The sequence below is a fragment of the Streptomyces sp. NPDC102514 genome (assembly GCF_055584525.1).
The window spans coordinates 232,742-247,576 of sequence record NZ_JBVJLW010000012.1 but is presented as its reverse complement, the minus strand read 5'-3'; the positions used below and the strand labels follow the sequence as shown (position 1 = coordinate 247,576).

Annotated in this window: 12 protein-coding genes; 9 read left to right on the top strand and 3 right to left on the bottom strand. The window is 71.4% G+C overall.

Annotated features, from left to right (window positions below):
• Window positions 1-5 precede the first annotated feature (5 nt).
• Window positions 6-1,241: a PucR family transcriptional regulator gene (locus ACZ60E_RS28645; protein WP_469444155.1), complete on the bottom strand. Its 1,236-nt coding sequence runs from the start codon at window positions 1,239-1,241 to the stop codon at window positions 6-8.
• 150 nt (window positions 1,242-1,391) lie between these two features.
• On the opposite strand from ACZ60E_RS28645, the gene ACZ60E_RS28640 reads away from it, so the two are divergent.
• Together ACZ60E_RS28640 and pruA are read left to right on the top strand one after the other, a co-directional pair.
• Entirely contained in the window at window positions 1,392-2,318 is a 927-nt protein-coding gene (locus ACZ60E_RS28640; protein ID WP_469444153.1) for a proline dehydrogenase family protein, read from the top strand.
• 210 nt (window positions 2,319-2,528) lie between these two features.
• Window positions 2,529-4,169 carry an L-glutamate gamma-semialdehyde dehydrogenase gene (pruA, locus tag ACZ60E_RS28635; protein WP_469444152.1) on the top strand — a complete coding sequence of 547 codons (1,641 nt, stop codon included), beginning with the start codon at window positions 2,529-2,531 and terminating at the stop codon, window positions 4,167-4,169.
• A 155-nt stretch (window positions 4,170-4,324) separates the two neighbouring features.
• Here pruA and ACZ60E_RS28630 read toward each other — a convergent pair whose 3' ends face one another.
• Window positions 4,325-5,359, bottom strand: coding sequence for an NADP-dependent oxidoreductase (locus tag ACZ60E_RS28630; protein WP_469444150.1), 1,035 nt, complete (start codon window positions 5,357-5,359; stop codon window positions 4,325-4,327).
• A gap of 187 nt (window positions 5,360-5,546) precedes the next feature.
• Between ACZ60E_RS28630 and ACZ60E_RS28625 the strand changes: the two genes are divergently transcribed.
• Both ACZ60E_RS28625 and ACZ60E_RS28620 read left to right on the top strand, forming a co-directional pair.
• On the top strand, window positions 5,547-6,455 hold the full coding sequence (locus ACZ60E_RS28625) for a LysR family transcriptional regulator (protein ID WP_384807571.1): 909 nt from the start codon (window positions 5,547-5,549) through the stop codon (window positions 6,453-6,455).
• Between the two features lie 256 nt (window positions 6,456-6,711).
• Window positions 6,712-6,840 (top strand): hypothetical protein, encoded by a 129-nt coding sequence (locus ACZ60E_RS28620; protein ID WP_265649617.1) that lies wholly within the window; start codon window positions 6,712-6,714, stop codon window positions 6,838-6,840.
• A 60-nt stretch (window positions 6,841-6,900) separates the two neighbouring features.
• Here ACZ60E_RS28620 and ACZ60E_RS28615 read toward each other — a convergent pair whose 3' ends face one another.
• Complete coding sequence (locus ACZ60E_RS28615; protein ID WP_469444147.1) at window positions 6,901-8,484, bottom strand: purple acid phosphatase family protein; 1,584 nt, start codon at window positions 8,482-8,484, stop codon at window positions 6,901-6,903.
• Between the two features lie 153 nt (window positions 8,485-8,637).
• Between ACZ60E_RS28615 and ACZ60E_RS28610 the strand changes: the two genes are divergently transcribed.
• From ACZ60E_RS28610 to ACZ60E_RS28590, 5 genes are all read left to right on the top strand, one after another.
• Entirely contained in the window at window positions 8,638-9,678 is a 1,041-nt protein-coding gene (locus tag ACZ60E_RS28610) for a 3-isopropylmalate dehydrogenase (protein ID WP_453795791.1), read from the top strand.
• A gap of 288 nt (window positions 9,679-9,966) precedes the next feature.
• A complete protein-coding gene (locus tag ACZ60E_RS28605) occupies window positions 9,967-11,055 on the top strand; it encodes a branched-chain amino acid aminotransferase (RefSeq protein ID WP_384807565.1) in 1,089 nt (362 codons plus the stop codon).
• A gap of 313 nt (window positions 11,056-11,368) precedes the next feature.
• Window positions 11,369-12,067 carry an urease subunit gamma gene (ureA, locus tag ACZ60E_RS28600; RefSeq protein WP_469444144.1) on the top strand — a complete coding sequence of 233 codons (699 nt, stop codon included), beginning with the start codon at window positions 11,369-11,371 and terminating at the stop codon, window positions 12,065-12,067.
• Window positions 12,064-13,746: an urease subunit alpha gene (locus ACZ60E_RS28595; protein WP_469444143.1), complete on the top strand. Its 1,683-nt coding sequence runs from the start codon at window positions 12,064-12,066 to the stop codon at window positions 13,744-13,746. The genes ureA and ACZ60E_RS28595 overlap by 4 nt, the downstream gene beginning before the upstream one ends.
• Window positions 13,747-13,756: 10 nt before the next feature.
• The gene (locus ACZ60E_RS28590; RefSeq protein WP_469444141.1) at window positions 13,757-14,827 is read left to right on the top strand and encodes an agmatine deiminase family protein; all 1,071 of its coding nucleotides are present in this window, start codon (window positions 13,757-13,759) and stop codon (window positions 14,825-14,827) included.
• Window positions 14,828-14,835: the final 8 nt, after the last annotated feature.

Sequence of the window (14,835 nt, the reverse complement as noted above, 5' to 3'; positions counted from 1 at the left end):
GCCGCCTAGAGGCGCCGCGCCTTGATCGCCATGTGCAGCAGCAGCCGGTCCTCGCCGTCGGAAAGGTCCAGGCCCGTGAGCTGTTCGACGCGGGACAGGCGGTAGTAGAGGGTCTGGCGGTGGACGCCCAGTTCCGCCGCGGCGCGGCCGGCCTGGCCCGCACGGTCGAGGAACACCTCGGCGGTGCGGGCCAGTTCGCGATGGGCGGGGGTGAGCAGCGGGCTGACGGCAGGGTCGGTGGCGGCGGCCGGGGCCATCGTCGACAGCAGGCGGTACGGGCCGATCGACGACCAGTGCGCGACCGGGCCGAGCCGGGGTTCCGCCAGGGCCGCGCGGGCGGCGGCGGAGGCCTCCTGCCAGGCGGCGGGGAGGTCGGCGAGACCGGTGCGGGGGACGGCGATCCCGGCCGCCGCACGGCCGCCGCCCGGTGCGCCCCCGGCCACCTCGTTCGCCTGCTGTCCGGGCGGGGCGGACCCCCGTACCTCCTCGGCCCTCTCCAGGAGGCGGGCGGCCGCCGTCGTCGCCGGGGTGAGGACCTCGGGGGAGCGCAGCCGGACCAGCAGGGCCAGGCCCTGGTCGTCGGTGTTCCAGGGGAGGGCGCACAGCGCGGTGGCGCCCGGGATCGTCCGGACGGAAGGGGCGTCGTCGGGGTCGGCCGACGGCCAGGCGGCCACGCAGAGCACGGTGTGCGGGCCCTCGCCGCGCGGGCCCAGGGCCGTACGCAGTTCCGTCACCGCCAGCTCCCGCTGCCAGCCGCTCCCGGCGCTGAGCACGGCGCGCAGTTCACGGCTCAGGTCGGCGCCCGCCTGGGCCTCGTCCGCGAGCAGGGCGCCGATGCGCGGGGTCACGTCCATGGCCGCGGCGAGCTGCCGGTCGGTGGGCCCCGGCTCGTCGGCCAGGAGCCACACATAGCCGAGGGCGACACCCCGATGGCGTACCGGGAGGCAGACGCGGCCCCGGTGGACGCCCGCCTCCGGGGTCGGCGGGATGCGGACCGGCCCGGTCGCCCGCGCGATGCCGAAACTCTCGAACCAGGTGCGGACCGCCGAAGTGGAGCGGCGCGTGAGGATCGAGCGGGCGCGCACCGGGTCCAGCGCGGAGGCGTCCAGCTCGCCCTCGCTGTCGTACGCGCCGAAGGCGATCAGCTCGAAGTCGCGGTTCTCCAGCGTCGCGGGGGCGCCGAGGAGCTCCGAGATCTCGTCGACCAGGTCTTGATAGTCACCCTTGAATTCGGCCGTCACCTGGGCATTGTGCCTCGATTCCGGCCGCCTTCATACATCTGTCTGAGATCGGCGACACGGATGCGTGACAGCTGTCGATGGCTGACGATCGGGGGAATCCCTAGGTTTCACGGTGGTTCTCCGTCTACCGGCTTTCTGTGGAGGTGCCCCGTGCTGGGTCCCGTGATTCTCGCCGCCTCGCGCAGCGACCGGATGCGTCGTCTCGTCTCGGCGGCCCCGGTGACCAGGCCGGTCGTCGACCGCTTCATCCCGGGCGAGAGCGTCGACCAGATCGTGCCGATCATCCAGGACCTCACGGCCAAGGGCCTGGAGCTGACCATGGATGTCGTCGGCGAGGACATCACCACCCCCGAGCAGGCCGCGGGCGCCCGTGACGCCTACCTGGAGCTCATCGGCCGCCTCGCGGAACTCGACCTCGGGACGCGCGCCGAGATGTCGGTGAAGCTGTCCATGTTCGGACAGGCGCTGGACGGCGGGCACGAGCTGGCGCTGGCGAACGTCCGCCCGGTCGTCGAGGCCGCCGCCGCCATCGGCACGACCGTCACGCTCGACGCCGAGGACCACACCACCCTCGACTCGATGTTCGCCATCCACGAGGAGCTCCGCAAGGACTTCCCGGAGACCGGCTGCGTCATCCAGGCCTACCTCTTCCGCACCGAGGCCGACGCCCGCCGCCTCGCCGCGAACGGCAGCCGCGTACGGCTCGTGAAGGGCGCGTACAAGGAGCCCGCCGAGGTCGCGTACCTGCAGAAGCCGGAGATCGACAAGGCGTACGTACGGGTCCTGCGCATCCTCATGGAGGGCGACGGGTACCCGATGATCGGCTCCCACGACCCGCGCCTGATCTCCATCGCGCAGGAACTGGGACGGCGCGCCGGACGCAAGATCGACGAGTACGAGTTCCAGATGCTGTACGGGATCAGGAGCGAGGAGCACCTGCGGCTCGCCGCCGAGGGTCACCGCATGCGGGTCTACACCGCCTACGGCACGGACTGGTACGGCTACTTCATGCGCCGCCTCGCCGAGAAGCCGGCCAACCTGCGGTTCTTCGCCCGCAGCATGATGACCCGAGGCTGACGGATGACGACGACACAGGCTGTCGGCCGGGGGTCCGGGGGTTGTCCCCCGGGCAGGCACAGTATGCGGCGCCTCGCGGAGAAGCCGGCCAACCTCCTCTTCTTCGCCCGCTCGGTCCTCACCAGGGACTGAGCCCCAGGACTTCAGCAAGGGGGCCGCCACCGCGGGCCCGAGCCCCGAAACACCCGCTCATCAAGGAGTACGGAACCCATGGACGCAGTGACCCAGGTCCCCACGCCCGTCAACGAGCCGGTGCACGGCTACGCCCCCGGCACGCCCGAGCGCGCCCGCCTGGAGGCGAAGCTCAAGGAGCTGGCCGAGAACCCGATCGACCTGCCGATGACCATCGGCGGCGAGAAGCGGATGGGCGGCGGCGAGCGCTTCGACGTCGTGCAGCCGCACAACCACAAGGCACGCCTCGGCACCTACGCGAACGCCACGAAGCAGGACGCCCAGGACGCCGTCGACGCGGCCCTCGCCGCCGCGCCCGCCTGGCGCGCGATGTCCTTCGACGACCGCGCCGCGATCATCCTGCGCGCCGCCGAACTGCTGTCCGGCCCGTGGCGCGAGACCCTCGCCGCCTCCACGATGCTCGGCCAGTCCAAGACGGCCCAGCAGGCGGAGATCGACTGTCCCTGCGAACTGGTCGACTTCTGGCGCTTCAACGTCAAGTACGCCCGTGACCTGCTCGCCGAGCAGCCCCCGGCGAACTCGCCCGGCGTCTGGAACCGGCTCGACCACCGCCCGCTCGAAGGCTTCGTCTACGCGATCACGCCGTTCAACTTCACGGCCATCGCGGGCAACCTGCCCACCGCCCCCGCGCTCATGGGCAACGTCGTCGTGTGGAAGCCGTCCCCGACGCAGACCCACGCCGCCGTGCTGCTCATGCAGCTCCTGGAGGAGGCGGGCCTGCCCAAGGGCGTCATCAACCTCGTCACCGGCGACGGCATCGAGGTCTCCGGGGTCGCCCTGGAGCACCGCGACCTCGCTGGCGTGCACTTCACGGGCTCGACCAAGACCTTCCAGTACCTGTGGAAGACGGTCGGCAACAACATCGAGAAGTACCGCACCTACCCGCGCATGGTCGGCGAGACCGGCGGCAAGGACTTCGTCGTCGCGCACCCGAGCGCCGACCGCGCCGTCCTGAAGACCGCCCTGACACGCGGCTCCTTCGAGTACCAGGGCCAGAAGTGCAGCGCCTCCTCGCGCGCCTACGTCCCGGCCTCCATCTGGAACTCCGGCTTCAAGGAGGAGTTCGCGGCCGAGATCGACGGCATCACCATGGGTGACGTCACCGACCTGTCGAACTTCATCGGCGCCGTCATCGACGAGCGGTCCTTCGCCAAGAACAAGGCCGCGATCGACCGGGCCGCCGCGGACCCGACCTGCACGATCGTCGCGGGCGGCACCTACGACGACTCGGTGGGCTACTTCGTCCGCCCGACCGTCGTCGAGTGCTCCGACCCGGCCAACGAGGTCTTCACCACGGAGTACTTCGGCCCGTTCCTCGCCGTGCACGTCTACGACGACAGCACTCCCGAGGGCTACGACGAGATGCTGGCCCAGATGGAGTCGGTCTCGGACTACGCGCTCACCGGCTCGGTCATCGCGGGCGACCGCGCCGCCGCCGCGTACACGATGGACAAGCTGCGCTACGCCGCGGGCAACTTCTACATCAACGACAAGTCGACCGGTGCCGTCGTCGGCCAGCAGCCCTTCGGCGGCGGTCGCGCGTCCGGCACGAACGACAAGGCGGGCGCCCCGCAGAACCTGATGCGCTGGACGCTGACCCGCGCCATCAAGGAGACGCTGGTCGCCCCGACCGACTACCCGTACCCGCACATGGGCTGAGACCGACCCGCACATGGGCCGAGACCGGACTCGTACCTGAGCCGAGTTCCGCCCCTCCCGGACCGGGACGCCCCCGCACACGGGCCGGCGTCCCCACCGAACCGCCCCCGCCCCGGAAGCATCCCTCCGGGCCGGGGGCGGCGTGCGTGTGCCGGTCAGCCGGCCCCGTCGCGCCGGACGATCATCTTGCCCGTGTTGCCGCCCCGCAGCATCGACAGGAACGCCTCCACGATCCCCTCGAAGCCGTCGACGACCGTCTCGTCCAGGGCCAGCCTGCCGGCGAGCAGATGGGGGACGGCGAACGCGTACAACTCCTCCTGCACGTCCTGGTAGTTGCTCACCAGGAAGCCCTCGATCCGCAGGCTCTTCTCGACGACGTCGGCGTGGTTGTAGAGGACGGGCGGCGCGTCCGGGGTGTTGTACTGGCCGACCGTGCCGATCCGTACCACCCGCCCGCGTCCGCGCAGGGCGCCGATCGCGGCGCCGAGGTGCTCACCGCCGACGTTGTCGACGAACAGGTCGATGCCGGTGGGGGCGGCTTTCGCCAACTGCCCGGCGACGGAACCCCCGTGGTGGTCGAAGGCCTCGTCGTAGCCGACCTGCTCCTTGAGGTACGCGACCTTCGCCGCCGAGCCCGCGCTGCCCACCAGCCGTCCCGCGCCGAGCAGTCGGGCGAGGCGTCCGGTGGCCGTACCGACCCCGCCGGCCGCCGCCGAGACGAACACGTCGTCGCCTTCGCGGAGCCGCGCGATCCGGGTGAGTCCGACGTACGCGGTCAGACCGGTGCCGCCGAAGAGACCCAGATGCGCGGAGAGCGGTACGCCGTCGTGGTGGGGGAGGCGGCGGGTCTCCTCGGGGCGTACGACGGAATGGGTGCGCCAGCCGAGCCGGTGGAACACGATCTCGCCCTCGCGCAGCGCCGGATCACGGGACTCCACGACCCGGCCGAGCGTGCGGCCCTCCAGCGGGGCGTTCAACTCGAAGTCGCCGTCCATCATTTCGCGGTGGTACGGATCGACGGACCAGTACAGGTTCTCCACCAGGGCCGTGCCGGACGCCGGCTCGGGCACCGCCGACTCGGCGAACCTGAAGTGGTCGGGGGTGGGGAAGCCGGTCGGCCGGGCGGTCTGCTGCACGGTGAGCGCGACATCGGGCGAGACGGTCCTGGGGGTGGTCACGGGGAGGGTCATGGACAGGGACCGTAGGCAGGAATGCGCCGGGCGGGCAGAGGGTTGCGCTCATGGAACGGCCGCATCCATGAGCGGCCCTCATGGCCCCCTCAGGGGCGCGGGGAACGGCGCAGTCTTTTTGCCTTCAGGGGGCGCCGCCCCCAAAGGGCAGCAGGTGGGAGCAGGCGGGAAACAGGTGGGGGACCCCATGAGCACAGCCGATCTCGCGCCGCAGGAACTGCGGACCCTGGTCGCCGTGGCGAGCGAGGGCGGCTTCTCCGCGGCGGCCGTCACGCTCGGCACGACCCAGTCCGCCGTCTCCCACGCGGTCCGCGGCATCGAGCGCAAACTCGGCGTCGTCCTCTTCGACCGCGGCCGGCACGGCGCCCGGCCCACCCCCGCCGGGGCCCGCGCCGCGACCCACGCGCGGCGCGTCCTGCGCATGCTGGAGACACTCGTCGCCGAGACGCGGGGTGCGGGCGCGGGCCCCGACGGCGGCGACACCGTCGCCGGACCGCTGCGCATCGCCGCGTTCCGCAGCGCCGCCCTGTATCTGCTGCCGCCCGCCCTGGAACGGCTGACCGCACGCCACCCCGGCATCGAGCCGACGGTACGGGTCGTACGGGAGGTCGGCCCCGGCGTGGCGGGGGAGGTGGCCGAGGGCCGGGCCGACCTCGGCATCGCCACCCTCGGCACGAGCGCGCCGGTCCCGCCCGAACTGATCGGCGACGTGCTCCTGGAGGAGCCGTACTCGCTGGTGCATCCGGCCGGACATCCCCGGCCGCGCTCACTGCCGTTGGTCGACTGGCGGGAGAACTGCTCCGCGTACACCAGGAACTGGTGGGCCGGACAGGACTGGATCCCGTGCGCGACGGTCCGGGCCGAGGACGACGGGGCGGTGCTCTCGATGGTCGGCAGCGGTCTGGGCATGGCCATCATGCCCGCGCTGTCCCTGACGGGCGCCCCGCCGACCCTGGAGATCACCGACCTCGGCCCCGACCGTCCGACCCGCTCCGTGGGATACGTGACCACGCCCGGACTCGCCTCGACGCTCGCGGTGCGCGCACTGATCAGGGAGCTGCGGGGTCTCGCGCCGCGGCCGAAGATCGAACGGTAGAAGCGCAGGTCAGGGAGGGGTGGCCCGATCCGCCGTCTCAGATAGTAGGAAGTCCGACTAACTATGGAGACAGATGCGGAGTCCTCGCTTAGCTTTGAAGGAGCCGAACGTCTCGCTCGACCCAGCGAATGGCGGTCGTGAGCCGGAGCCCCTTGCAGGCAACCCCTGCGGCCCCGCTCCCCGCCTCTTCCGGCGTCTCGTAACCCCCTCACCCCACTTCCGGCGTCCGCTGCCGGAGGCAAGGAGCCGATTCATCATGGCCGAGACGACCGCCCGCCGAGTCCGTCACGTCTCCCGCACCAGCGAGTCCGACCGCAAGAACGCAGCAGCCGCGCTCCAGCGCGCCCTCGACCGCCGGGACAACGGCGGCTCGACCGGCCACTGAGCCCCGTACGTCACTCGCACGAGCCGGGAGCCGCGCCCGCTCGACGTGCGGCGCGGGGCCTCACGCCCCGCGCCGCACCTCGAAATGGTCGATGCGCTTCCCGCTCTCGGCGAGCGCCGACACCGTGAGTCGGGGAGCCGGTCCCGCCTCCGCCTCCACGGAGAGGAAGGAGTAGCCGGTGTACCGCACCCGCGACCACTCCACGGTGTCGGGATTCTGGTTCTTCGACTTCGTCCAGTGGTACGTGTCCACGGACTCGCGGTCGACGACCTTGCCCTCGTAGCTGTCCTTCACCCCTGAGGGGAAGCTGTACAGGCTCTTGCCCGCGCCGCCCGCCGTGACGTACACGATCCCGTCCCGCGTCGGATCGGTCGACGCGCCGATGGGCACCGGCTTGCCCACCCCGCCGTTCTTGACGGCGTCGGTGCGCTCGTACACATGGTTGTGGCCGTTGATCACCAGATCCACCTGGTGCTTGGTGAACAGCGGCAGCCAGGCGTCCCGTACCCCGCCGTCCGAGGCGTGGGTCGACGTCGAGTAGGCGCAGTGGTGGAAGAAGACCACGACGAAGTCGATCCCCTCGTCCTTGCGCAGTTCCGCGAGCCGCCTGTCGAGCCAGGCCGTCTGCCGGCCCTCCGAGTAGCCCTTGTTGGCGGGGATCTCGTACGACACGTCGTTCGCGTCCAGCGCCACGATCCCGACATTGCCGTACGTGAACGAGTAGACGCCCGGGGAGTTCTTCGCGTCGAAGCCGTTCTCGGGGAGCGAGAAGCGGGCCGACTGGCCGCCGTAGCCGTTCGACGAGTACCAGGCCTCCATGTCGTGGTTGCCGGTCGTCACCATCCACGGGACCGTCTTCGCGACCGTCTCCGTCTGCTTGAGGAACAGGTCCCAGGCGGTCGGGTCGTAGATGTCCGACTCCTCGCCGTGGCCCGTCACGTCCGCGTAGCAGATGTCGCCCGCGTGCAGATGGAAGGCGGGCTCGCGGCCGAGGATCAGCTTGTCGTTGGCGAGCGCGTCCGGGGTCACGCCCTGGTCGCCGAAGGCCGTGAACACGAACTTCTCCGCACGGCCGGGCGCCGTGGTGAAGGAGCCGACCGTGGAGTGCCGTTCCTTGGACGCCGGGTCGAACCCCTCGTGCCCGACGCCGTAGTAGTACGTCGTCCCGGGCCGCAGACCGTCCAGGGCCGCGTGCAGATAGAACTGGTCGAGGGCGAGCCGTACGCCGTCGAGCCCGGGGGTGTGCAGATCGCGCACCTCGGCCTCGATCTTGCGGCTCAGCTCCCACGGCTTCAGCCCCACCCGTACGTACGGCTTCCTGACCGTGAGCGGCACCTGCCAGGAGATCCGCATCTGGGTCTTCGGGTCCGCGCCGAAGGCGAGATGGCGGCCGAAGGGGGTCACGACCGCCCCGTCCACCCGTTCGGTGGGGGTGGAGCCGGCGGCCAGGGGAGAGGCGGACCGGCTCGCCGCGTCCGAGCCGGAGCCCGAGCCGGAACACCCGGCCAGCAGGCCGCCGGCCACCGCGCCCGCGCTCACCAGGGCGCGGCGGCGGGTGAACTTCGTCCGCAGGTACTCGTACTGCTCCGCCATGCTCATCCGGCGTGCGAGCCGTGGCGGGATGCCGACGTCGGGAGTGTCCATGCCTGTGAACTTCCCAGCAAGCACCGACAACCGCCATACGTACAGGTGAACGGGTGGCGACGGATTGATGCGCGTACGCGGTGCGGCGACCCGGCTGTGTCCGTATGACGGACGGCCCGTGTCATCCCGTGGGACGGGGAGTAGGGTGCCGACATGTCTCGCAGCATCGATCTCGCAGTGATCCCCGGTGACGGCATCGGCCAGGAAGTCGTGGCCCAAGGCCTGAAGGTCCTCTCCGCCGTCCTCCCGCAGGATGTGAAGCTGGAGACCAAGGAGTTCGACTTCGGCGCCCGGCGCTACCGCGCGACCGGTGAGACCCTCACCGACGCCGACCTCGAAGCCCTGAAGCAGCACGACGCCATCCTGCTCGGCGCGATCGGCGACCCGTCGGTCCCGTCCGGAGTCCTGGAGCGCGGCTTCCTGCTGAAGCTCCGCTTCGCCTTCGACCACCACGTCAACCTGCGTCCGTCGAAGCTCCTGCCGGGTGTCGCCACCCCGCTCGCGGGCCAGCCGGAGATCGACTTCGTCGTCGTCCGCGAGGGCACCGAGGGTCCGTACACCGGCAACGGCGGCACGATCCGCAAGGGCACCCCGCACGAGATCGCCACCGAGGTCTCCGTGAACACGGCCTTCGGTGTCGAGCGCGTCGTGCGTGACGCCTTCGCCCGCGCCCAGGCCCGCCCCCGCAAGAAGCTCACGCTGGTCCACAAGAACAACGTGCTCACCTTCGCGGGCCACCTGTGGACGAACGTCTTCAACACGGTGGCCGAGGAGTTTCCCGAGGTCACCACGGACTACATCCACGTGGACGCCGCGACGATCTACCTCGTCACGGACCCCGCACGCTTCGACGTGATCGTCACCGACAACCTCTTCGGCGACATCATCACCGACCTCGCCGCGGCCGTCTCCGGCGGCATCGGCGTCGCCGCGTCCGGCAACATCAACCCGAGCGGCGAGTTCCCGTCCATGTTCGAGCCGGTCCACGGCTCGGCCCCGGACATCGCGGGCCAGGGCAAGGCCGACCCCAGCGCCACCGTGCTGTCGGTCGCCCTCCTCCTGCGCCACCTCGGTTACGAGACCGAGGCCGCCCGCATCGAGGACGCCGTCTCCGCCGACCTCGCGGAGCGCGGCACCACCACCCGTACCACCGAGGAGATCGGCGACGCGCTCGCCGCCCGAGTATCCGGCTGACCCGCCGGTACCACCCCAAGCCGCCGGGTCGCTTCCGCACCCGGCGGCTTTTCGTATGCCCCGCCGGGTGTCACCATCAATCCCTGGGCCGCATTCACACCGTTTCGCCCCCCTCCACGGCTTCCACGACATACGTGGCAGGGGTGGTGCCCCATTCGGCTCATCTCGCGCGATAATCGAACGCGGAGCCGCGAAATGACGACATGCTCGGACGTCCTAACACTGGCCACTGGCAGTACAGGCGTGAGCGCGGCCCGTCACACACAACCGGTGAAGGACAAACCACTCATGACGACGCCCACGATCGAGCTAAAGCCCTCCTCGTCCCCGCTGTCCGACGCGGAGCGTGAGGAGATCCTGGTCAGCCCGGGATTCGGCCGCCACTTCACCGACCACATGGTGACGATCAAGTGGACGGAGGGCCGCGGCTGGCACGACGGCCAGCTCGTCCCGTACGGCCCGCTCTCCGTCGACCCCGCGACCAGCGTCCTGCACTACGCGCAGGAGATCTTCGAAGGGCTGAAGGCCTACCGGCAGCCCGACGGGTCGGTCGCCACGTTCCGCCCCGACCGCAACGCCCTGCGCTTCCAGTCGTCCGCCCGCCGGCTGGCCATGCCCGAGCTGCCCGTCGAGACCTTCATCGAGGCCTGCGACGTGCTGATCCAGCAGGACAAGGCGTGGGTGCCGGCGCACGGCGGCGAGGAGTCGCTCTATCTGCGGCCGTTCATGATCGCCACCGAGGTCGGTCTCGGCGTGCGGCCCGCGAACGAGTACCTCTTCATCGTCATCGCGTCGCCCGCCGGGGCGTACTTCCCGGGCGGGGTGAAGCCCGTCTCCATCTGGCTCTCCGAGGACCGGGTGCGTGCCGTCCCGGGCGGCGTCGGCGACGCCAAGACCGGCGGCAACTACGCCGCGTCGCTGCTCGCGCAGGCCGAGGCCGCGGCCAAGGGGTGCGACCAGGTCTGCTACCTCGACGCGGTCGAGCACAAGTGGGTGGAGGAGCTCGGCGGCATGAACCTGTACTTCGTGTACGGGGACAGGATCGTCACGCCCACCCTCAGCGGGTCCATCCTGGAGGGGGTCACCCGTGACTCGCTCCTCTCGGTCGCCCGCGACCTCGGGTACGGGTCCGAGCAGGCGCGCGTCTCCAGCGACCAGTGGAGGCGGGACGCCGCGGACGGGACGCTCACGGAGGTGTTCGCGTGCGGGACGGCGGCGGTCATCACTCCCGTCGGCACGGTGAAGAGTGCGGGTGGTGAGTGGCAGCAGAGTGGGGGTGGGCCCGGTGAGGTCACGCTGAAGCTGCGTGAGGCGCTGCTGGACATTCAGCGGGGCGTGTCGAAGGACACCCACAACTGGATGCACACCCTCGGCTGACCTCCACGGGGGCGCCGCCCCCGAACCCCCGAAAAGACCAAAAGACTGCGCAGTTCCCCGCGCCCCCAGGTACCTGGGGGCGCGGGGAACTGCGCGCTCAGCCCCCACCGAACCCGCACCCACCCACCGCGCGCGCCAGCCGCTTTTAGGGGCGCGGGGAACTGCGCGGCCAGCCCCCACCGGGCCCGCACCCGTCCATCCAGCATCCGCCCGCACGCAGCACCTTCGCTTAGAGTGCGGCTCAAAGAGGGGCAAGCTTTACCGCAGGTAGATCTATCCCAGAAGCGGCCCCAGCGTTAGAGTGGCGCTCAATATGCGACTCACCCCCACCGAACGCGACCGCCTCCTCCTCTTCGGCGCAGCCGAACTCGCCCGCGCCCGCCGAGCCCGCGGGCTGAAGCTGAACGTCCCCGAGGCGACAGCCGTCATCGCGGACGCCGTCTGCGAGGCGGCCCGCGACGGACGGCGGCTCGCAGAGGCCGTCGCCGCGGCCCGCGCGGTGCTCGGCCCGGACGACGTACTCCCCGGCGTCGCAGACATCGTCACCGAGGTCCACGTGGAGGCCGTCTTCGACGACGGCTCCCGCCTCGCGATCGTCACCGACCCGATCGGGGGCGGGCTGGGACCGGCCGGCCCGGGCGCCCTGCTGCCCGGCCCCGAGCACACCGACCCCCACCCCACCCGCACGCTCACCGTCACCAACACAGCCACCGTCCCCATCTCGGTGACCTCCCACTTCCACTTCTTCGAGGCCAACCCCCGCCTCGCCTTCGACCGCGCCGCCGCCTACGGCACCCACCTGGCCGTCCCCCCGGGCGCCTCCACCCGTTTCGCCCCGGGCGAGACCGTGGAGGTCGGCCTCCTGCCGATCGGCGGCGACCGCGTGGCGATCGGCTTCGCGGGCCTCGTGGACGGCCCGCTCGACGCCCCGGGCGCCAGAGCGGAGGCCCTGCGCAGAGCGGCGGCCTGCGGATACCTGGGAGCGGTCGCCCCCGAGGGAGGACAGGCATGAACCCGTACGAGTACGCCGCCACCCACGGCCCCCGCGCCGGCGACCGCGTCCGCCTCGGCGACTCGGGGCTGACCGTGCGCGTCGAGTCCGACGCCCAGAAGTACGGGGACGAATTCCTCGCCGGGTTCGGTAAGACGGCCCGTGACGGACTGCACCTCAAGGCCGCGGCCGTCCGCGACACCTGTGACGTCGTGATCAGCAACGTCCTCGTGATGGATGTGGCGCAGGGGATCAGGAAGGTGTCCATCGGTATCCGGGAGGGGCGGATCGCGGCGATCGGCCGGGCAGGTAACCCCGACACCCTCGACGGGGTGGACGTCGTCGTCGGTACCGGCACGGCGATCGTCTCCGGCGAGGGCCTGATCGCCACCGCCGGAGCCGTCGACACCCATGTGCACCTGCTGTCGCCGCGCATCATGGAGGCCTCGCTCGCCTCCGGGGTGACGACGATCGTCGGCCAGGAGTTCGGCCCGGTGTGGGGCGTCGGCGTCAACTCGCCCTGGGCCCTGCGGCACGCCTTCAACGCGTTCGACGCCTGGCCGGTCAACATCGGCTTCCTCGCCCGGGGTTCGTCCTCGGACCCGGCCCCGCTCGTCGAGGCCCTCGCCGAGGGCGGCGCGTCCGGTTTCAAGGTCCACGAGGACATGGGCGCCCACACCCGCGCCCTCGACACCGCGCTGCGCGTCGCCGAGGAGCACGACGTACAGGTCGCGCTGCACAGCGACGGCCTGAACGAGTGCCTGTCCGTCGAGGACACCCTCAAGGTCCTCGACGGACGGACCATCCACGCCTTCCACATCGAGGGCTGCGGCGGCGGCCACGTACCGAACGTCCTGAAGATGGCGGGCGTACGGAACGTCATCGGCTCCTCCACCAACCCCACACTGCCCTTCGGCCGGGACGCGGTCGCCGAGCACTACGGGATGATCGTCTCCGTCCACGACCTCAAGCCCGACCTGCCCGGCGACGCGGCGATGGCCCGAGACCGGATACGCGCCGGGACGATGGGCGCGGAGGACGTGCTGCACGACCTCGGTGCCATCGGCATCACCTCCTCGGACGCGCAGGGCATGGGCCGCGCGGGCGAGACCGTACGCCGGACGTTCGCGATGGCCGGGAAGATGAAGGCCCGGTTCGGGCCGCTGGAGGGCGACGGCCCGGACGACGACAACGCGCGCGTCCTGCGCTACCTCGCCAAACTGACGATCAACCCCGCCATCGCGCACGGCCTCGACCACGAGGTCGGCTCCGTCGAGACCGGCAAACTGGCCGACATCGTCCTGTGGCGCCCCGAGTTCTTCGGCGCGAAGCCCCAACTCGTCCTGAAATCCGGCTTCCCGGCGTACGGGGTCGTCGGCGACCCGAACGCGGCCACCGACACCTGCGAACCCCTGGTGCTCGGGCCGCAGTTCGGGGCGCACGGCAGCACGCCCGCCGACCTCTCGGTGGCGTTCGTCGCGCAGGCGGCGCTGGACCAGGGCAACGACCTCATGCCGACCCGCCGCCGCCGGGTGGCCGTTCGCGGCACCCGCGGCATCGGCCCTGCGGACCTGCGCCTCAACTCCCGTACGGGAGACGTCGACGTGGACCGGGACACCGGTCTGGTCACGCTCGACGGCGACCCCCTGCGCTCGGAGCCCGCCGAGTCCGTGTCACTCAACCGCCTGTACTTCCTCTGAGGATCACCCGATGACGACCGCTGCCGCCGACGGCTTCCGCATGCCCGCCGAGTGGGTCCCGCACGAGCGCACCTGGATGGCGTGGCCGGGCCCGAACCCCACCTTCGACGACCCCGCCGACCTCGCCGAGGCGTGCGCGGCCTGGGCGGCGGTGGCCCGTGCGGTACGCCGCTTCGAACCGGTCACGGTCGTGTGCGGGCCCGGCCGGTCCGCCGGGGCACGGGCCCTGCTGGGCCCCGGCGTCGACACCGTCGAGCACGACCTCGACGACGCCTGGATGCGGGACATCGGCCCCACCTTCCTCACCGGGGCCAAGGGTGAACTCGCCGCCGTGGACTGGACGTTCAACGGCTGGGGCGCGCAGGCCTGGGCCCGCTGGGAGCACGACGCCACGATAGGGGCGTACGTGTCGGACCTCGCCGGCGCCCGTACGTACGCCTCGGCGCTCGTCAACGAGGGCGGCGCGATCCATGTCGACGGCGAGGGCACGGTGCTGCTCACCGAGACCGTGCAGCTCGGGCCCGAGCGCAACCCCGGCTGGACCCGCGAGGAGGTCGAGGCCGAGATCCACGGCATGCTCGGCACCCGCAAGGCGATCTGGCTGCCGCGCGGCCTGACCGGCGACTATCCGGCCCCGCCCGTCGCGGGGGACCGCACGGCCCCCGACAGCTTCGGCACCCTCGGCCACGTCGACATCGTCGCCGCCTTCGCCCGCCCCGGAGTCGTCGTCGTGCACTCCCAGCCCGACCCGGCCCACCCCGACCACGAGGTGTCGAAGGAGATCACCGGGCTGCTGCGGTCGGCGACCGACGCGCACGGCCGGCCCATCGAGGTCGTCGAGGTGCCCGCCCCGACGGTTCTGGAGGCCGACGGCCACTGGGCCGACTACTCGTACATCAACCACTACCTCTGCAACGGCGGAGTCGTCCTCTGCGGCTTCGACGACCCGCGCGACGAGACCGCGGCGGGCATCTTCCGGCGTCTGTTCCCCGAGCGGACGGTGACCCTGGTGGACGCACGGGCGATCTTCGCGGGCGGCGGCGGCATCCACTGCGTCACGCAGCAGCAGCCGAGGGTCTGAGGGCGCCG